The organism is Afipia sp. Root123D2, assembly GCF_001425835.1.
In the GTDB taxonomy this organism is placed as follows: Bacteria; Pseudomonadota; Alphaproteobacteria; order Rhizobiales; family Xanthobacteraceae; genus Afipia.
Genome location: NZ_LMDP01000001.1, coordinates 358,506 through 377,643, shown reverse-complemented (window position 1 = coordinate 377,643; position 19,138 = coordinate 358,506). Strand labels below are relative to the sequence as shown.

The 19,138-nt window shown below is 64.5% G+C and carries 14 protein-coding genes; all 14 read right to left on the bottom strand.

The genetic code is table 11. The annotated features are described in order from the left end of the window. Positions 1-10 precede the first annotated feature (10 nt). Entirely contained in the window at positions 11-2,614 is a 2,604-nt protein-coding gene (locus tag ASC80_RS01775; protein WP_056292340.1) for a hypothetical protein, read from the bottom strand. After that, on the bottom strand, positions 2,611-4,959 hold the full coding sequence (locus ASC80_RS01770; RefSeq protein WP_056292338.1) for a hypothetical protein: 2,349 nt from the start codon (positions 4,957-4,959) through the stop codon (positions 2,611-2,613). Before ASC80_RS01770 ends, ASC80_RS01775 begins: the two co-directional genes overlap by 4 nt. Beyond that, a complete protein-coding gene (locus ASC80_RS24100; RefSeq protein ID WP_056292335.1) occupies positions 4,956-7,943 on the bottom strand; it encodes a transglycosylase SLT domain-containing protein in 2,988 nt (995 codons plus the stop codon). Before ASC80_RS24100 ends, ASC80_RS01770 begins: the two co-directional genes overlap by 4 nt. Next, positions 7,943-8,641 carry a hypothetical protein gene (locus tag ASC80_RS01760; protein WP_056292332.1) on the bottom strand — a complete coding sequence of 233 codons (699 nt, stop codon included), beginning with the start codon at positions 8,639-8,641 and terminating at the stop codon, positions 7,943-7,945. Before ASC80_RS01760 ends, ASC80_RS24100 begins: the two co-directional genes overlap by 1 nt. Further along, the gene (locus ASC80_RS01755) at positions 8,641-10,893 is read right to left on the bottom strand and encodes a phage tail protein (protein WP_056292331.1); all 2,253 of its coding nucleotides are present in this window, start codon (positions 10,891-10,893) and stop codon (positions 8,641-8,643) included. Before ASC80_RS01755 ends, ASC80_RS01760 begins: the two co-directional genes overlap by 1 nt. An 8-nt stretch (positions 10,894-10,901) precedes the next feature. After that, on the bottom strand, positions 10,902-11,534 hold the full coding sequence (locus tag ASC80_RS01750) for a phage connector family protein (RefSeq protein ID WP_056292330.1): 633 nt from the start codon (positions 11,532-11,534) through the stop codon (positions 10,902-10,904). Between the two features lie 18 nt (positions 11,535-11,552). Continuing rightward, positions 11,553-12,035 carry a hypothetical protein gene (locus ASC80_RS01745; RefSeq protein WP_156464223.1) on the bottom strand — a complete coding sequence of 161 codons (483 nt, stop codon included), beginning with the start codon at positions 12,033-12,035 and terminating at the stop codon, positions 11,553-11,555. An 87-nt stretch (positions 12,036-12,122) separates the two neighbouring features. Further along, complete coding sequence (locus tag ASC80_RS01740) at positions 12,123-13,016, bottom strand: phage capsid protein (protein ID WP_056292328.1); 894 nt, start codon at positions 13,014-13,016, stop codon at positions 12,123-12,125. Positions 13,017-13,308: 292 nt separating this feature from the next. Further along, positions 13,309-13,830, bottom strand: coding sequence for a hypothetical protein (locus ASC80_RS01735; protein WP_056292327.1), 522 nt, complete (start codon positions 13,828-13,830; stop codon positions 13,309-13,311). A gap of 31 nt (positions 13,831-13,861) precedes the next feature. Beyond that, positions 13,862-14,869, bottom strand: a complete 1,008-nt coding sequence (locus tag ASC80_RS01730) for a hypothetical protein (RefSeq protein ID WP_056292325.1) — start codon at positions 14,867-14,869, stop codon at positions 13,862-13,864. Then, on the bottom strand, positions 14,866-15,180 hold the full coding sequence (locus ASC80_RS01725) for a hypothetical protein (protein ID WP_156464222.1): 315 nt from the start codon (positions 15,178-15,180) through the stop codon (positions 14,866-14,868). The genes ASC80_RS01730 and ASC80_RS01725 overlap by 4 nt, the downstream gene beginning before the upstream one ends. Next, positions 15,177-16,793 (bottom strand): portal protein, encoded by a 1,617-nt coding sequence (locus ASC80_RS01720; protein ID WP_056292317.1) that lies wholly within the window; start codon positions 16,791-16,793, stop codon positions 15,177-15,179. The genes ASC80_RS01725 and ASC80_RS01720 overlap by 4 nt, the downstream gene beginning before the upstream one ends. A gap of 6 nt (positions 16,794-16,799) precedes the next feature. Continuing rightward, complete coding sequence (locus ASC80_RS01715) at positions 16,800-17,147, bottom strand: hypothetical protein (RefSeq protein WP_056292313.1); 348 nt, start codon at positions 17,145-17,147, stop codon at positions 16,800-16,802. A 79-nt stretch (positions 17,148-17,226) separates the two neighbouring features. Then, positions 17,227-18,846 (bottom strand): hypothetical protein, encoded by a 1,620-nt coding sequence (locus tag ASC80_RS01710; RefSeq protein ID WP_056292311.1) that lies wholly within the window; start codon positions 18,844-18,846, stop codon positions 17,227-17,229. Between the last annotated feature and the right edge of the window lie 292 nt (positions 18,847-19,138).

Below are 19,138 nucleotides of genomic sequence, written 5' to 3'. Positions count from 1 at the left end.
CAAGCGTGCGCTAGTTGCCCACGATCGCCCCGAAGTTCGGCGCGCGGCGGGTTTCGGTGCGACCCGGCGGCAGCCAGTAGTCCTGCCCCCACTCCTTCTTGGCCTGCCCTTCGATCCTGGCAAAGCGCTCGCGGGCGCGCGGATCCGCCATCAATGCCAGCTGATCGAGGACGCCGCGCTGAAATGCCAGCCGCGAGAACCACAGCGACGATCCGGGGATGTGGCGGCCGAGCGCATACAAAGCATCGCCGGCGAAGTGCGTTTCCTGACCCTTGCCTGCCTGCTGGATGTTCTTGATGACGAAATCGCCCAGGATGCTTTCGGCCGACGATGCCAGCGGGCCGGCCAGCGTCGCCGCCCAGGAGTTGCCGTAGCGGGTCTGGTCGAGAAACAGGATGTCGCCGAACACGCCGAAGCCGCCGCCCTGCAGCACCGCCTTGCCCCAAGCCCGCAGGCCGTTGCCCGTGGTCGGATCCAGCGACAACGGGTCGCGGCCGCTGGCGACCTCCTTGGTCTGCATCGACAACACGCCCAGCGCCGTCATGACCGAGAACGCCAATGCAGAATGTGCCAGGCGCGAGCCGTCCCAGCCGCGCGCGGCCGCCCGCGAGAAGTGCATCATCACGAAGGTGGCCGGAAACGAACGGTACATGCTGACGGCGCGGCGGGTTTCACCGCCGAGCGAGCCCGGCTTGCTGTCACCGATCATCAGCGCGCGCGTTACCGGATCGCCTTCGATCACCGCATAATCCATTTCGGTGTCGATCATCCGCTGGAACTTGTCCGCGGCGGCGCGGTGCGCCGGGGTGGCGCCCTCTGCGATGTCGATCGGCCTGACGAGCACTGCATTGGGCTGCGGCTCATGCGGCGCCGTGGCACGGATCAGATCCCAGTCGCCCTCCGCGATGCCGTACCGGGACAGCGCGCCGCGGAATTCATCCGACAACGCGGCGAAGGCCTTGCCGCGCTCACGTGCGACATGCGCCATCATTTCCAGTCCGAACGCGCCGCGCAGCATCGCCGTCCACTTGCGCAGGCCCGAGGCGCGGATATTGGCGCTCGAGAGTTTTTGCGCGAGGCCGGTCCGGATCTCCTCACCCATGATCCGGTCGACCTGACCGGCCGCGTGCGCGAGACTGTCGAGCACCAGTCCCTGCTGGGCGACGAAAATCTCGCTGCCCTTTTCGGTCATCATCGCGGTTGCGCGCTGCAGCGTGTTCATCACCGGCAGGCCGTTGAAGCGCGCCACCATGGCGAGCGAGCCCGGATCAGTGAACGACGAAATAATCGCCGAGCCCAGCTGGGTCGCGGACAGCCAGTGCCGCGCATTCGCCATCCCTGTTGCGAATGTCGTATTGACCGCGACCTGATTGGATCCGGTGACTTCGGCGTAGAGATCGTCGAACAGCCGCTTCTCCAGCTTGATGCGGCTTTCGATCCCCCGATTGGTCTTGACCGCCGCGGCGAGATCCGCCGGCGTCGCGTTGGCGCCAGCCGTCACCGCCAGGCGCGCCGCCTCGCGGTCAAAAAGATTGTGGATAAATGTTTTGGTCGCTTCCGGATTTGGCCCCAGCACACGCAGCGCCGCGATGTCGTCGGCCATGCCCTTGATGTGGTTTGTCATGGTCTCGAACACGCTCTGATGCGTGCCGACGGCGTCGGCGATCGCCTGCCAGCTCTCCGCGCTTTTCCACGAAAAGAACCGGGCCATGTCGCGCTGGTTGGCGAGCATCGGCCGCCCCGATCGCGCGGCCGTCACCGGCCCTTGCGGACCGTCGATGATGTCGGACGTGACGCTGTCGAGCAGCTGATTAAACCGGGCGTCGTTCAGCGGCGCGCCGGTGTCCCAGTCGAGCATGTCGGCGCGATCGGCATGGTCGCGCACCAGCTGGCGGAAACGATCGGCGCCCAGCGCGCGCACCTTCGCGGCATCGATCGCCGGGTTGGGCAGCCGCCAGTTTTCGCGTTCGGCCAGCACGCCACCGGCTGCGCGATACTGATCGCCGAGGCTTTTGGCGACCTTGGCCCATGCCTGGGCGGCAAGGCCGGCCTCGGGCTGCGTGGTGCCCTGACCGTAAACCGCGCGCAGCACGTCCAGCTCGCGCGTCGCCTCGGCCTGGAAGCCAAGTTTTTTCGGTCGCAGGAATTCGATCGTGTCCGCGAATGCCGCGTGAGCGACGCCGCGGATGTTACGCGCAAGGTAGTGCACGTTGTTCCAGCTGGAGATCTCGAAGGGATCTCGCGCCAGCAGCGAGCGCACCGCGAAGCCCAGCGTCGATTGATCCTTGCCCAGCGTCGGCGGCGCCTTGTTGCCGAAACCGAGATCTCCGGGTGTCTCGCGCAGTTGCACAACGGTGCCGTCATAAGCCGCGATCGAGCGCAGCACGTTCGACTGTGCGATGATGCTGCCGCGTGTCTGATCGGCCTTGCGCGCCGCTTCACTCTTGGCGATTTCGGCGGCATCGAGCGCCGCCTGGCGGCCGCCGGCGGCATCGCCCAGCGTGCGCTGATACTCCTCCTCGAAGGCGTTCATCATATCGAGGATCTGGCGGCCGGATCGCGACGACACCTTGCCGGCCGAGATCTTGCGAACAAAGCATTTGCGCGCGGTCAAAACGGTATCTCCTCGTCACCATTGGAAATGCAGGCGTTGAGTTCATCCGCCGCCCGCGCATCATCCTCAACCTCGCGCAAGGCTTCGCTGGCTTTCAGCGTGCGCGTGGTGCCGTCCGGATTTTGCAATGTGATGTCGAGATCGCCGCCGGCCTCAGCCATGGCGCGCTGGGCATCGGCCGCCAGCGCTGGATCGCCTAGCTGGCGCGCCGCTCGATCGCCGCCGCCAGCGTCTCGTGCCGCTTCGCCATCGTTTCCGACGTCTGCTTGTCCGGCGCGTTCGGCTTGCCCGCGTTGCTGCGGATCAGCCGCGCCATCGCGCGGTGCTGCGCCGGCGTCATCAACGTCCCAGCCTGGGATTTTTGCGAGTTCTGCATCTTTCGACCTGGCCGCGGCCAGCCCCTCGTAACGCTCGGCGTCCTCCATGATAGCACGTTCATAGGCCGAGAGAAGATCGGTTTCGCCCTCGCGCTTGACGATCTGCACAACGCGATCGGCCAGCTCCGGATCGACGTGGACATTGCCGCCGCCGGTTTCGAACAGTTCCTGTTCCAGCGCGCCGATGATCTGGTGCGCTTCCTCGGCATCGTCGATCTTGGTTTCCTGCAGATGCTCCTGGCGATACTGACGACGGCCGGCCTGCTGCTCATCAATCATGCGCAGCAATTCGTTGAAGTTCTTGGTCAGCTGGGCGCCGGTGACATCGGCGGCATCAAACGCATATCCGCCTTCCTTGGCGAGACGAAAGGCATCATCCAGCGTGCGGCCGTTCTTGCGAATGAGCGGCCCGAAGCCGGGGACAAACGGCCCTTTCTTGCCGCCGAAAATGGCGTCAAGCTCGGAGTGCGGCGCGAGCCCGCCATTGGCCGCGAGATATTCGAACAGCGACCACGTCTTGGGATCCGCGGCGGCGCGGCCGCGGGCGGCTTTCGGCTTGATTTCCTGGGTGACAACGTCGTTAGGATCGACCGGCTTGCGCGCAGCGGCGATTTTCGGTCCTGCCGCGATCTCAACATCGACCGTTTCCGGCTTCGTTGCCGTTGGCTGCACACCGGACAACCGACGATCGAGCAACAGGTCCCGCAATTCATCTTCGGTCCTTGCCTTATCGAAGCCATCGCGCGCGAGATCTCGTCGCATTGTAGCGATGTTGTTCCGGAACAACTCGGACGCTTCCGCCGGGATCGGCTCGTTAACGTGATGCCACATGTTGACGATCTGCTCATCCTCCTCTGAGAGCAGTCGGCGCATCTGTGATGGTGTAAAGCCGGCACTCTGCTCCGGTTTTTCGGACGGAGCGGCGCCGTCGATCCTGGCAACACGGTTTTCCACTGCCGCGGCATGGTCAACACGGCCAGCGGCCGTATCGGTCGGCGACATGATGTCGATGATCTGGTCGCGCTCCGCCAGGTGAGCGGCGGCGGTAAAGTCCTCCGGCGCGAACTGTTCGACCGGCCGGCTAGGCGCAAGTGCGCCGGCTGGCGGCGGGTCAAACGGCCTCTCAGGCGCGCTGGCAGACTCACCGGTGCGGGTTTCTGGCGCGGGCGTCGCAACCCGACCTTCCGGCGCCACGCTCTGGACGGATTCCGCTGCGGGCCGCTCCCCCCTCAGAGCCCGCACGCCGCGGCCGGCGACATGAAACAGGCCGGACAGGACGCCGCCGCCGATCCCGGCTTCCAGAATATTGCCGGCGGCGCGGCCGAAACCGGCATCGAGCCCGAGATCCGCCCGCGTGTTTTCAACCGCTGGCTCGACCGCCGCCTGGGCACCGGCATTTGCCAGCGCCTCGCGGCCGACGACGCGGGCGAAAGCGGCGATGCCGGCGCCGCCCTCTCCGCCGAATGGTGCAGTGGCGACCATGGCGCCGAGATTGACCGGGTCGACCGCCTGCCGCGCCACGCCGGCGATGAAAGCCACGGCATGGCCGGACAGCCCATAGGTGGAATTCGCGACATCGTTGGCGTCGGCTTCGATCTTCTGCGCCTTGCGGGCCGCATTCAGCCGAACATCCTTCAACGGCTCGACCCGCTTGCGGTGCTCGTCCGGCAAGGTATCCGCCAGCCGACCCAGCTCGGCTGCATCCCAGTCGATCGACACGCCGCCCGACAACCGCACACCATGTTCCGCGGCATATTCGACGATCGGCTTGCCCGCCGCCGTTTCGATCGCGGTCGACAGCTCCGACAGCGCATCGGTGGAAGGTTGCGCCAGACCGCCGATGGTATCGAGGCCGCCGCGCTTCCATTCCGAACCCCAGATCTCGCCGATCGTCGCCGGCGCCCGCGCGGCCGGCCGCCGGGCAATCTCGGTCAGAAACCCTGCTTCATCGGCTGACCAGTCGCTCATGGCAACGCACCACCCAATGCGAACGGATCCACCATCGGCCCACTCTCCGGCTTGGACAGCCGGGCCACATCGATCACCAGCGGCGCCGGCGGCGTGCTGTAGAATTTAGCCTGGGCATCGTGCAGTTGCTTTGCGTAGGCGGTCGCACTTTTCGGCGTGTCAAAGACGCCCAGATGTTTTCCCGACTTCATGTAGAGATCGACCGCATCGCGGTCGCTCAAGACCTTGCCGTCATCACTGACGGTCGGAATGAGAATTTCCTTGCCGTCGACGCCGATCGACAGCGATCGCACTGTGCTGATGGATCCGTCATTGTTGCGAACGACCGGACGGCTGCGCAGATCGATATTGCCAGGCTCGGTCATCCCTTGCGCCGCCGCCGGCGCGGCATCACCCGCCCGCGACATGACAGGCGACCCCCTGCCGTCCGCACTCGGCAGCATCACGACATAACGGGATCCGCCGGGCTGCAGCTGACGCAGTTGCGCGTGCGAGCCCAGCCAGGCCGCATCGAACGGTTTGCCGTTGCGATCATAGGCGCCGCCGAATTGCGCGAGAGCGCGATCGTCAAGATTATCGAGCAAGCCGGTGAACTGCCCCGCGGTCATGCCCGGAGGTGCGGCGGTTTTCACGCCGTTCCGCTTGACGATCGGCCCGGTGACATCCTCCAGCGCCTTCTCGATCGCGCCGGTGTCCGTCGCCTCATAGAGATTGCCGGAGGAGCCGCGGCGCGCGGTGTAAAGGGCCAGCGCCGCGTCGATGACAGCGCCCTGCTGATCGGGGCTGACATAGATCTCGCCGCCCAGCTTGCTCGCCAGCGCGGATCGAACGTCGCCCAGTTTATTTTTGACGCCCTCTGTGTTGGAAAGCGACTGCCCCTTGAAGATCTCGCGCGCCAGCTCGGGCCGGGTGCGGGCGATCTGGCCGACAAACTGCGTCCCGCTGTCGGTGCCGGCGATCTGTTTCAGGGTGTCGGCATAAACCCGATCCGGCAGCGTGACCGCCAGCGCTTGCACGATGCGAAACTTATCGTCGGCGTTGGAGCTGTCATAACGCTCTTTCAGCGCCAGCGCCTCCTCCGGCTTGAGCGCAGCCGCGCTGCCGAGATACACCTTGGCCGCGACCTGCGCCTGGGCGCCGCGCTGCGCCAGGGCACCGCGAAAATTCGGATCATCCGGATTGGCCGTCGGGTCGATCGCCGTCGGCGCGTAATAACCGCCGCGCTCGCCCAGCGAGATCGGATCGGTGTTGCGCCGCTTGGCGACTTCATCGCGCACCGCCTGAAATGCCTTGAGCTGGTTTTGCTGCGCCGGCGTCGCGTTCGGCGATGACGTCACCTCATGTTCCAGACGCGCGATCAACCCGTCGAGCATCGCAGGTGATGTTTTCCATGCCTGCTGGATGTAGGGGTGCATCTGCAGCGCCTGGTCGAGTGACCGCAACCGCGCGGCCGCCTGCGCGTCGCCGCGATCGGCGGACGCTTGCTGGGTCGCCCTCCAGCTCGCAATGCGCGCGGGATCCGCATTCAGACCCTCCTGCAGCATCTTGTCGAGCGGATCGGTCGCGGCGCGCGCCGACGCCTGCACCGCGAGCAGATGATTTTCCTGCGACTGTTGCTGGATGATGGCGGCGCCGATGCCATTGGTGGCGCGGACAAGGGATGCCGGCGACGAAAAGCCGACATCCATCGGCGCGCCGGCGGACTTGTAGAGCTTGCCGACGTAATCGCGGGTTTCCCTGAAATCGATCACGCTGGCGAGCTGTGCCGGCGTGAACGCGACACCGAATTTTTCTTCCGCAGCCTTCTTCCAGCGATCGGCGTTGCCCGGTCCGGCATTGTACGCGGCCGCCGCCAGCGCGACATTACCGTCATAACGCACCGCCATTTGCTGGAAATACGAGCGGCCGAGGCGGACGTTGAGCTCGCCATCGGTTAGCAGCCGCTTGTGCAGATCGTCATCCGACAACGCGGCAACGTCACCGAGACCAAGGCCGCGCGCGACATCGCGCGCGGTGCCCGGCATCAGCTGGGCCAGCCCGAGCGCGCCGGCGGGTGAAACCGCGTCGACCTTTCCGGCGCTGTTCTCGATCGGCAGGATCCCGCGATCGAAAATCTTGTTGACCTGATCCGGCGTCGAAACCCGGCCAACCGTGAGAGCGGCGCCGACAGGATCGAACGGGGCGCGGCTGACAACAGCGGTGATCTGCGCATTGTCGCCGCGCTCGATCGCCTGCGTGATGTAGGCCTGCCGGGTGACAGGATCCAGCGCCGGAAATTGCGCGGGATCCTGCAGGCGGGCAAGCGCGCCGGCGGGATCCTTCTGGATCGCCGACATCGCGTCGGCGTTCTGCAACTGCCGGGAGAAATTCAACCCACGCTGCACAGCGGTGCGATGGTCGATCCAGCCCGCCTCGACTGCTCGATTGACCTCGGCACCGTATTCATCGATCACCGCAACGCGTGCGACGTCCGATGGCGCACTGATCGCGCGCCGGAGCGAATTGTTCTCGAACGTGTCGAGACCGGCGACGGTGATGTCCTTCTGTTTCGTGAGGGCATTCACGCGAATGGTGCCACCGGCCTCGATACCGGATCGCCTCATCATCAGTTCGGTGCGCGAGCGCAGCTGCGGATCGTCGATGTTTTCGAGGTGCTTCGCCTTGGCGGCTTCCAGATCGTTGCGGAACCGGTTCTCGGCGGTCGCGTAGTCCTTGTCATCCAGATACGTCTTGGTCAGCCTGTCGGTATCGTCGAGAAAACCGGACATCGCCTCCGTGGCTTTGGTGTGCTGGGTGGCCTCGTTGATCTTGGTGGCGATCGCGCCGAGTTCGGTCCCGAAACTGGCAGTTGCAGTTTCAACGCCGGTCGACGCCGGTCCCGCCGACAGCTTCGGCACCGCCATCAGCGGCGTGGCGGTGATGCCGGGGATCGGCCCGCTGCCGATCGAAACGCGGCCCTCATAATCGGGAAGATCTTTCGCCATCAGAAGTCCCGCCCTGCGCTCGGCACGTTGACGCTTTCCGCGCCCCATGGATTGCCCTGGAAAGTCGATCCGCCGCCGAAGGAGCCGCCCTTGCCCAGCGACGCCGCGCCGGACAGGATCGAGGACAATGCGCCGATCGCGCCGGCCGCGACGTCATCCTCCGATTTCGTGAACAGCGATTTGGCTTTCATGGTCGACGTCAGTTGCTGGCCGATCGACGACACCACCTGTCCCTGTGCGCCGGCAGCGTGACCGAGAATGTTCGCGCGCCGGGTCTTGGCGTCGGCAGCCTCGATTTCCGCGTTGGCGTCTGTCAGGTCGAGATCCTGGGCGATGCGGCCCGCTGTCAGCGCTTGAGTGAGCAGCGGAGAGCCAAAGGTCGGATCGATGTTGCGGCTGGCATATTCCGCGCGCTGCGCCGCAAGCGTGGTGCGGCCCTTTTCGAGGATCCGGCCCTTTTGCAGCCGCGCCTTGGCAAACGCAAAATCGGCGCCCATGCCGGCGATCTCGGCCTGCGTTGTCAGAACCTTGACATTGGTCAGCGCAGTCTCGGCGTTGAGACCGTACAGATCGGCCTGCGTCAGCTGCATCTGGCCTTCGGCATAGTCCGCGCGCGATTGCGACAACCCGGCCATGAACTTGCCGCCGGATGAAAGTGCCGTCGACGCCATCATGAGCCCGATGGTGAACGGATCCATCAGTCATCCTCCTCAACTTCGATGACCGGCGACAGACCGAGCAGTGTGAACGGCATGGCATCATCGCATTCGACTTCGAGCTGCGCTTCGTCGCGGATGTTGCCCTCGATGTTCATGCGGAATTGACCGGATACGAGGAGCGGCACGTCGCTGTAACCGCCGCCGCCGCTTTCAACGATGTCCTCCCAGCTTTCGGCATCAACCTTGCGCTGGGCGGCGGTCGCATCCGCCGGCAGATCATTTTCGGGATCGTAGGCGCGGATCCGGCCGCCGCCGGTGTGCAGAATATGAACGTCCGCCTCGGCAACCCGCTTTTGCTTCGCCGACGTGCCCTGAAGGTTGCGCGGCAAGTCCCGGAGATAAGCGCGCACCGGAATGCCGACTGTGACGTCATCGGATGGCCGATCGAGCGTGATGCGCCCGCCGACGACCGTCTTGCGGCTTTGCATCGCGCCGTCGGCAAATACCGCGACCTCCTGCCCTTCGAGGTGGACAAGCTGGGTGATCGTTTTCATCTGAGATCCGGTGACGCGCAGGCCGCAGTCGACGAACCACGCACCCGCCGCGGTCGGGCTCTCCAGATCCGCCGGCTCGAAATAATCCGCCAGCTGCTCGACATACCGGCGGGTCTGACCGTTAATCGTGCGACGGACGGTCATGTAGACTTCATCGACACCACTGGCGACGCCAGGGATCGATGCGATATTCTCGATGAAAAAGTTTGTTCGAGGCTGACGCGCGAACGCAATGATTTCCTGCTCCGGCATGAACGTCGCCGAGGCAAGCGTGCCGTCTTTCAATGCCATCCAAAGGATGCGGTGCGGATCGCGCTGCCACGCCATTTCCGCGACACCGACGCCGAAGATATGCCGGGCGGTGACCGACAGCTCCTGTGTCTGCAGCTCCTGCCGCTGGCGGTCATACTTGCCGTAATGCATCCGCTTCGCGGTCTTACCGATGAACATCGCGCCGCCGTCGACGCGGACAGGGACATGCGGCTCAGAGCCCTCGCTGGTTTCCGGAAACGCATCGATCGTCTTTGGCGTCAGCGCATCGAATACGTTGGGGCCGCGCAGAACCCACTCGCCATCTGCACAGCCGAGGATCAGCGCGCCGGACGGCAGCGCCCATTTGATCTCGACCAGTGATGCATCGGGTGCGCGAAGCCGCAAAGCAATCGCGTCGTCGTCATCGGCGAGACCAAGATCGTGATCGGCTGGATCATCCTGCGCCGACAGCCAGATCTTGTCGCCGCGAAAGAAGCCCAGCCGCGACTTGACGAACGCCACGACCTCGGGCCAGCCGGATCCTGCGGTCCATGCCGGCGGATACCAGCGATAGCTGGCGCCAGTCGTTACGTTGTCCGGCAGGCGCTTCAACACCGTGCCCGCGGCGGTGTTGGCGTCGGTGACTTCGGTCACGCGAACATAGCCGTAGCCGGAATGCAGAAATCGCCATGTCTGGTAAACCTCGGTCGGCGACGCCTGGCCGGCCGAGACATCGCCCTCGGTGTGAACCGGCGAATTCGGCCCAGCATCCTTGCCGTCCAGCAGCGCCTCATAGACGTTGCCGTTCCACCGGCGTTTTTGACCTGCGGCGATCGCAGTTTCCAACGCACTGAATTCCGGCGTCAGCGACAGATCGCGATCGTCGATCCGGATCACGCCCGCGACCATGTCCGCTGTGAAAGGATCGCCGGCGCCTGTCAGGGTCACAGCACCTGTCACCGCGCTGGCCTGAATGGTGATGTTGACATCAAGATTTTGGGTGTCGACCGGGCCGCTGTCCGGCGAATAGTCCTCTACGAGCCAGTCGGTGTGTTCGTTGCGCGTCAGCTTCTGCGGTTTCGTTTTCGACGTCACATACAGCTGATTGCCGGCGGGCGCCGAGCGCAGGCTGCTCATGTCCTCCTCGACCCATGGCACATTGAACTCATAGACCGATGTATCGGGCCGCTGGATGAAACCGCCCATGCGCACCAGGCGCACGACGCCGCCATTGACGACGAGCATGTAATAATCGTTTGAGCCGACACGGAACGGGAGCAAGCGGCCGCGCTGCGAACTGTCCTTCACCTCCAGCACAAACCGGGTGCCCGGCGTGCGCGTGACCACGCCCTCCACGAGGGTTACGAAACCCTCCTGCTTCTCGAAAGCGATCTGAAATTTGGCCGTGTCGGCGCGGCCGGTCAGCTTCTGGCCGTATTCGCCGCCGGCGAAAGTGATGCGCTCGATCAGTCCGCGGCCACCCATCGCCGCTCCTATCGAGTTCTGTTGAAGCGGCCGCGGCGGGCGGCGGCCCAGCCTGTCTCTGCGCGCGGCGTCTCACGCGCCTTTTCCTTGCTGTCGATACCGCCGGCGACTTTCAGCTTGTCGGCGGCGATACCGCGCAGATTTTCGGCGTAGCTCGCGGACTTGCCGCACTTGCGCGCACAGCACGCAGCCAGCTCATAGCCGAACTGTTCGAGGAACAGCACATCCCACAGGCGGACCAATTCGACCCGGCGGGTGTAGCAGACATTTGGCGCAACGATCGACGACGCGACAATGGTCGCCTCAACCGCGACGCCGCCCTGGTTGATGACTGCGTTTTCAACGGCCCAACTGTCATCGGGTGCATTCTCGATAAACCGGACGCGGATGCAATCAGGCGGCATCGGATAGCGGATGGTGAGCGGGCCATTGCCCGGTTGTGCATCGGCCGCCGGCGTGTGCCAGGCCGTTGCGAAATTCCACCACTTGAGCCGCAGCGTCGCATCGCGCGCGATGGCAAAAAACTGCCGCACGGCGCGCGCGCGCGTGCTGTTGTCCTGTAACGAAGCAATCTCGCGCTGGCCCAGATGGCCCATCGCGAGATTGGCAACGTATTCTTCGGTCCCGCCGAGAGCGGTCATGCCGACGCCCCGATCGGGTTACTTCTTGCTGTAGAGGATCGCGCCGCCAATGCTGGCCGTGGCGGTCGCCGCGACCTTGATGGTGAGGACGATGTCGTATTCAACGCCCGGATCATTGGCGAGGCCGAGCAATTCCCAGACCTGCTTGCCGACATTCGCGACGGCGACCGCGGCGAATGGGTCCTTGGCACCAGCCGAGGAAATGTCGATACCGTCGGCAAACAGATCGGCGTCGACAGCGACGCCATCGCGATAAATGCCGATGTCGGCATCGTTCACCGACGTGACCGCGCCGTGCTTCAATGTCGACAGCCCGGCGAGTGGCACCGCGTTGGATGCGATCTTGCCGAGATAGAACAGCGACGCGATGCTGTCTCCCGTGGTGATCGCAAGGGCGGGAATGTTGATCGCACGCAAGCGACCTTCGGCGAGAACCGCGGGGATGAGGTTTGCAGCGACCGGATCCTTGGCGCTGCCTGCATATTTGGTGACGACGGCCATGTGGCCCTCCATGGTTGGATCTTCGAAAACGCGAAAGGCGAACGCAAAACTCGATGCGCGGGCGGATCGCTCCGCCCGCGCGGGCTATCAGCCCTTCTTGTTGAGGATCTTCACGACCTTGTAGTCCTCGGAGCGCGTCGCAGCTTCCCAGCCCTCGATGTAGACGTGCTCGCGGAACTGCTTCGACGCGTTCTGGGCGGACTTGATGTCCATCGGCATGAACGGACCCCAGTGCATCGCGCTCTTGCAGAACAGCGACGCCTGATAGGTGTTGACGTCGTAGAGGCCGAGACGCTTGGTGATAACGATCGGAATGCCGAAGATTGCTTTCACACGCTTCGTCATATCGTCGAGCTGTGCCTCGGCGCGATAGTCCTTCGACACGAAGGTGACATCGCCCCACAGTTGCTCGTTTTCGACCGCCGTCATCGCCAGCGCGAGGTTCTCTTCTTCGAGAGTGACGTCATCGGTCTCCATCAGCTGCATGCCGTTGAGGATCTTCCGCACCGACATGCCGGCCGCTGTGCCGGATGCGACCAGATCGACCGGGACGGTGCGCCCTGCCCATGCACTGGACGACGGCACCTCGTTGCCGATCAGGCGCGGGCCGAAAATCGACCCCGCGAGGATCTGGTTGTGCGCCCGCACGTAGGCGCTGGCGCCGCCCTGGACGTATTCCGATTTAAAATCGGTCAACGCCTTGATCTGATCCTCCTTGCGGATGAGCTTGCCCCAGTCAATGCGCTTGGGCTTGACCCAGACCGGCTCGTGCGTGCTCTCGATGTCCGGGGTGTCGCCGCCTTCCGGCGCGTCAACGCGCGCTTCCGTGGTGCCGATGATGTCGGTGACCTGCACCTGCTTGCCCGACATGCCGTCGATGTAGGTGAAAAAATCGTCGAACTGGCGATGCCGCTCCTGGATCGCCAACTGGGTCTGGTCGCGATAGATGATGCGATGTGCATCGGTAACTGGGCCTGCCATTGCAGCCTCCGATCGAAACAAGGGTTGAGGGTTGCTTCGGTCGGGTTGCGGCGATCCGGGGATCGCGGGTCCGTCCTGCCGATTTACACCTCGGGTCGGCGGCGCGGCTTTCGCGCGGGTCAGCCGGGTCCGGCACAGGCCGGGTTGCAGGCAACGCACTCAACAGATCCGAGAAAGGGACCGCCGCGAACGGCGATCCAAGTCTGGGAGGAAACGCCCAAGGAGGGCAGCGTTGACGCCGAAGCGTCAGCGCACAGTGGCAAACATAGACGGCCGGCGCGGCCGTCAAGCGTCAGAGCTTGGCGTCCTGGACCGGGACGTTGGCGTAGCTGTCGGCACGGGTATCCGGACGTGCCTTGCTTGCCTGGATGAAGCGGCCGCCCCGGAACGACAATATCCAGTCGACGCCAAGCACGCGGTAATCGCCATCGGGCACGCCATGGTCCTCGGCATCCTTGCGCTTGTCCTTGTCGATTTCCCACACGCCGGAGGACTGCGCCGCGAACGGGACATTGCGCGAAAACCATGCCCACACTTTCTGGATCGCGCCGATCTGATCGTCGGTCAGCTCATTGCCGATCGCGCGGCGGCCGGTTTTGGCATTGCCGCCGGCATTGACCGGACGCCGCGGCGGTTTCGCGGCAGCTTCTTCCTCTGCCTTTTTCACGGCGGCACGCTCGATCATGGTTTCGGCGACTTCGCGGCTGGTTGCAGCTGCGATGTCGATCTGATGATCCTCTGCAAATTTGCGCAGGCCGTCGTCGTCGAGCTTGGCGAGATACGCGCGCAGCTTTTCGATTTGTTTGTTGGTCATCGTCATGGTCTCCCGTTGAGTTTGTTGGCGGTTACGCGGCGCGGCCGCCGCGCGACTTGACTTCGAGCGCGGCCTTGCGCTCCAGCAGGCTCTGATGCTGCGCCTTCACATCCCTGTGGCGGGCGTTGCGCGGATCATCGAATGCCTTCTTCCAGGCGGGATCCGTCCAGTTGCGATTGATCTCGGCCTGCAGGCCGGCAACGGTTTCGGTTTGCTGGAAACCTCCGCCGCCGCCGTGGCCTCCGGCGCCCGGCATCTTGTCCTCGCCGATCATGTCGTGGAGCTTTGCGAACAGCTTGGCGGTGCGCGGCGAGCCGATCGCCGCGGCGATTTCCTCCGGCTTGAAATCCTCGCCGCCCACGAATGCGAAGGCGCGCTTCGCTCCCTCGATCTTGGTCTCGTAGTCCGCTCCCCAGTCGGCGCGCAGCTTCTGGTCGAGTTCGCGCTTGGCGGCGGCGCCGCGCGACTGCGCTTCCTTCGTTTGCTGCACCTCCATCTGGTGCAGCATGTTGAAAAGCCCTTCCGTCTGGAACGGCAGCAACTTCAAATCGTGGGCGGCCTGGGTGAACGTGCTGAAAGCACCCTCATCCAGCGTTTCGCCGTCTTTCAACTGCGGCTTGTTGATCGACGTCGCATATTTTTCCTTGTCCGGCGTCCATCCCAGTTCGTTGAAGCCGGTCCAGTCCTTGACGTTCTTCGGATCCGGCTTCGGGATCACGTTGCGATCGCGCGCCAGGCGCGATCCTTCGCGACCCGCCTTGAGAGTTTCGCCGAGATCCGGAAACTTGCGCTCCTCGATCCACGCGACGGTGTCGGCGTCAAAATTGTGCGAGGCGTACCACGGTCCGGCGGCCGCACCGCCGGCTGCAGCACCGCCAGATGCCGCTCCAGCCGCCGCGGCGCCGCCAGCTGCAGCTCCACCAGCTGCAGCTCCGCCCGCCGCGGCTCCGGCAGCCGCAGCACCGCCACCAGCTGCGGCACCGCCGCCGTCGGCATTTCGCGCAATCACGTTGTTCATGTACTTCAACAGCAAACTCATGGTCGCTCTCCTCGTTTGGACGGACGTTTCTCGATCTGCTCCCACAGCTGATCGATGTCGGTTTTCGCCGTCTTGAAAATTTCCAATGCCAGCTGGCGCCGGCCTTCCTCGATCGCCGCCTGGCGATCGGTCTCCGCCCGGATCGGGCCGAACAGATTGGCGCGCAGCGCGATGTCGGCAAGCAGTGCGCGCTGGGTGCCGAGCATCCGGTATTGCTCCAGCACCACGCGCCGGCGGCCACCATCCGGCCACATCGCCGCAAACCAATTCACCGCGGTGTCGTAAAGCCGGGAGGGAACGCCGCGCATCACGATGCCTTCCGGGTGCGCGACAGTGTGCGGGCCTGCTCGGCGTGCGCCATGGTGGCGTCGACCTCAGACGCCATCGATGCCTGTTCAAGTTGCGATTGCTGTTGCTGGGCGGCCGCGCGGTTCTCGCGGATCTTGGTGACGTCGCGCGGGTCCAGCTTGACGGATGGTTCACCCGTCATCGCATCGTGCAAGACGCTGGACACGCCGTCGATGTCGACGTCGTCCATCCACATCGGGTTGCCGCTTGCCGACGCAAAGCCGGCCTTGACGTTGACCCAGCCCATGATGCCCTGGGCGCGTTCGGACTTCTGCGCCTTGGTGAACGGCGAAACGAACTTCGGCGAGATCGCGTGACCTTCCAGCTCGGGCGGCGGCGGCGCGATCATGCCGGGAATGCGGCCGATGATGTTGGCGCGGCGAGCGATGAAGCCGCCGACGCCGCGATAAACGCGGATCAGGTTGGGCGCGAGCAGTTTAAGCTCGTCCGCCTTGTAACCCATGACCTCCTCTGCGGTCATTTGCGGCCGAGCGGCAAGGATGTCGGTGAGCCCGAAGCGGAACGCCTTCTTCACCGCCATCTGCAATTGCTGGATGTAGGCCAGCGCAAGCTGCGGATTTTCGCCCCGCTTGATCGGCGCAACCGGCGGGCGCCCGCCCTGCAGCGCCGCGCCGTAAACCATGTTGCCGGGGATCACGTCGGCCATCGTCATGATGTCCTCGTTCTCCGACCACATCATCGGCTCGGCTTCGAACTGGATCCCGATGATGGTCGACCGCGCCGCCTCATCCAGACCGCGCATATCGGCGAGCGCATTGTGGCCGGGGCCGGTCGCCCAGGCGCGGCCGCTGCGCATGTTCCACTGCAGCTCATGGCACGGCAGTTCGTTGTAGCCGGCGCGCTCCTGGTAGAAATCGCGCTTGTCCGGCGAGACGACGCAGCTGCGCCACCGCTTGCCGCGCGGCCCCAGCATACCGGGCACATAGCCCTCATTCCGCGCAACAGCGTGAATGAAGGTTGCTTCCTCATCGTTGCGCATGTGTGGGCCGCGGCCGCCGAATTCGACCTCGGCCTGGCGACCATTGAGGCGGAATTTCCGATGCAGCGCGATGGTGTCACCGTTGCCGTCGACCAGCTTGTAATTCTCGCCGATCGGGCGCGCGTTCGACATGATCTTGCCGGCGCCGACCATCTCCTCCTGCCACAGGAAGCCGTTGCCGAAGGCGGCCATGTCGGCAAACCACGCCGGCGCGGAGAGATAAAAATTATCGTAACCGGGATTGAGCGATGCAAAGATCTTGCTGGTGTAATCCCACAGCCACTTTTTCACCGGCCGGAATTCGGCCAGATCCTCATCCTCGATACCAAGGGCACACCAGCGTTCAGCCGGGTTAATCGATTTGACGAACATGCCGCCGGCGAAGTCATCGAGCGCATAAAGCGGTGTGCTGTCGAAAGGATCATCCGCGCCATCGCGCTCGCGCCGATCGGTGACGTTGAAGCTGACATTGTCCGGCCGCAGAAACCGTGCGAGATCCCGCCACGTGCTTTCCTCGCGCTGGCGCTCGGTCTCCATCTGTGACTGCGCAGGCTCGAAATCGTTGTAAGCGGGCATGTGCGCTCACGATCCAGACAGAACGCGGAAGCCGGTCGGCGCCGCTCCGAGTTTTTTCTGCAGGCCGATGCCGAACGGCGACGCCGCCTGCAGCTTGCGCCGCTGATTGTCCTGGGAGCTGCGGACGCTTTCGCTGTCGATGGCCGGCATCAGCGCCGCCTCGCTTTTGGCGATCGCGGCCTTTTGCGCGGTCAGGGCCGTGTCCGCCGCCGCCTGTGCGATTGCGTTCGATTTTTTCAGTGCAGCGGTTTGCTGATCGAGCGACTGCTGGATCGCCGCGCTGTTGTCCGGCGGCGGCGGCCCTGGCGGGTCGATGCCGAGAACATCGTCAGTTAACCAGCTCCAGAAACCCATGCGCGCGGCCCTCGCCTGACAATCCGAGACGTTGAGGGCTGGACCCTACGCCCGCCGTCCGGGCGTCAAGCGTGCCGGGTCAGCGCCGGCGCACCGGGTTGTAGCGCTTGGTGGATCTGTTCTCCTCCCGGCGCCGCGCCCGCTCCTCGCGGCGATCGGTCCGACGCTTTCGCGCGGCATCGGTGCCGCATTCGAGCATGGCGTATTGCTCCGCATCGGCAATGTGGGTGTCAAAAGTCGGCTTCACCGACGACAGATCGTTGGATCCCTGCAGTTTCCGGAACTGGTAGGTTTGGCGCTTGCCGCGGATCAGGCCTTTGCAGGACGGATCGAGAAGATAATTGCGGCCGGGTGGACCGATCTTGTCGCGAACCGCGTCCCAGCGGCGGCCGGGCTCCTGGCTCGCCGCTTGAGCGACCTCGCGGCCGAGCTTTTCAGCGAGCCGTTGCCGATCCGATCCCTTCGAAACCCGCTGCTCGCGCTGATCGCTGGTGTCCTTGTCCTCACCCGCAAGCATCGCCGGGTCGCACACGGTGCGGAATTCGCAGCCGCGGAAGTCCCGCGCCTCCAGCGCCAGCATCGCCGACGCCAGCTCCTCGACGCCGCCGCGCTCGAGCGCTATCTCGCGAAGTGTCCGCCATTGGCCGTCCGGCATTTCCTGCCCGTAGCAGGCCGCCGGCGTCAGTCCGCCGTCGATGCCGACAACGACCGGCAAAACCGTCTCCGGATGCAACGTCACCGGCGACAGATGCAGCGTTTCGTCAAACTTGTCGTAGACCAGATCGGTCGCGCGCGTGATGCCGGGCTTGGCGTGCACCATGCGGCGCACGTACCACGGGCTCTTTCGGTTGACCGTGATGATTTGCTCGTAATAGGCCCGATCGCCGCCATGCGCCTGCAGATTTTCCGCGCCCTCATCCATGCCGCCCGGCTGCTGAAACAGCATGTAGCCCGCCTGCAGATCCTCCCAAAACGTGGAATACGTCCAGTTCTCGACATCGGGCGCGTTGAGGTCGCCGAAGATCCGCCCGGTGCGGCGGATGATCTCGCGCGGCGGTTCACGACCCACGGCGCGGCCGAGACCAGTCAGCAGCTCGATCGGCAGTGTGTCGATCTCGCCGAGCTGCACGTCAGTGAATTCCAGGCCGCGCAAATCCTCCGGATCCGCATCCTCGCCGTGCGCGAGGAAGTGCGTCGTCATGTGGATGCGGCCGTACTTGTCGTCAAAAAACAGATCGTGCCGCGCCGATCGCGGGCTGGCGCCCGACCACTTCGCCCCGGCAAAGTCCTTGGGGAAAAGTTTCCAGTGTGAAGGGATTGCAGCTTTCCAGAGAGCGTCGTACTTTTGTCGGAAGTTGCCGAGCACGTATCGGCGCACCCCGTCCGCACCGGGATAAATCCTTTGGGCCTCAACCAGACCTTTTTTCTCGCTGGCGATCGTCTTGCCGCTGCCCACCGGGCCGCAGATGACGCTGATCGGGTACTCGTTGAGGATGTAGGCGTCGCTCACCGGGCCGGCGCTTCGCAGAAGGTTCACCTTCCCGGTTTTCTCCCCCTTGTGAATTTGGTCGACGATCTCCGGGTTTTGTTTTCGGAATTCGTCGTCGGCCTCCAGATAGCTCATCTGGTTTTTGTACGGATCGGCGTTGCCGAGTGCATCGGCGAGCGACGTATCGCTTAACGGCGGTTTGTCAGTCATCGCGCGATCTCCCCCCGCCCCCGGTCGACGGCTGAAAGTTCGCGATTTTTTTTGACCTTCGATCCAAACAGTGAGGGGTGTGGATCGAGGGCTCGAAAAAATCTCAGGAGAGCATACGGGTGGAGAGATCGCTGGCGATTTTGGGGGTGCCCCACCCGGCCAGGCCGGGGGGGTGGGCCTGCGAATTCGCGGCCGCCGGCCGCGCCATCTCGCGGCGGCCGGCGGCCGGAGCCGCGGCGGGTCCGACACCGCGCGGCAGTCACCGGCTCGCCCTTTGGCTCACGGGCCGGTG

Excerpts from the sequence above, each read along its gene's own strand:
- ASC80_RS01770 (WP_056292338.1), bottom strand. The coding sequence starts at position 4,959 with ATGAGCGACTGGTCAGCCGATGAAGCAGGGTTTCTGACCGAGATTGCC.
- ASC80_RS24100 (WP_056292335.1), bottom strand. The coding sequence starts at position 7,943 with ATGGCGAAAGATCTTCCCGATTATGAGGGCCGCGTTTCGATCGGCAGC.
- ASC80_RS01760 (WP_056292332.1), bottom strand. The coding sequence starts at position 8,641 with ATGGATCCGTTCACCATCGGGCTCATGATGGCGTCGACGGCACTTTCA.
- ASC80_RS01755 (WP_056292331.1), bottom strand. The coding sequence starts at position 10,893 with ATGGGTGGCCGCGGACTGATCGAGCGCATCACTTTCGCCGGCGGCGAA.
- ASC80_RS01750 (WP_056292330.1), bottom strand. The coding sequence starts at position 11,534 with ATGACCGCTCTCGGCGGGACCGAAGAATACGTTGCCAATCTCGCGATG.
- ASC80_RS01745 (WP_156464223.1), bottom strand. The coding sequence starts at position 12,035 with ATGGCCGTCGTCACCAAATATGCAGGCAGCGCCAAGGATCCGGTCGCT.
- ASC80_RS01740 (WP_056292328.1), bottom strand. The coding sequence starts at position 13,016 with ATGGCAGGCCCAGTTACCGATGCACATCGCATCATCTATCGCGACCAG.
- ASC80_RS01735 (WP_056292327.1), bottom strand. The coding sequence starts at position 13,830 with ATGACCAACAAACAAATCGAAAAGCTGCGCGCGTATCTCGCCAAGCTC.
- ASC80_RS01730 (WP_056292325.1), bottom strand. The coding sequence starts at position 14,869 with ATGAGTTTGCTGTTGAAGTACATGAACAACGTGATTGCGCGAAATGCC.
- ASC80_RS01720 (WP_056292317.1), bottom strand. The coding sequence starts at position 16,793 with ATGCCCGCTTACAACGATTTCGAGCCTGCGCAGTCACAGATGGAGACC.
- ASC80_RS01715 (WP_056292313.1), bottom strand. The coding sequence starts at position 17,147 with ATGGGTTTCTGGAGCTGGTTAACTGACGATGTTCTCGGCATCGACCCG.
- ASC80_RS01710 (WP_056292311.1), bottom strand. The coding sequence starts at position 18,846 with ATGACTGACAAACCGCCGTTAAGCGATACGTCGCTCGCCGATGCACTC.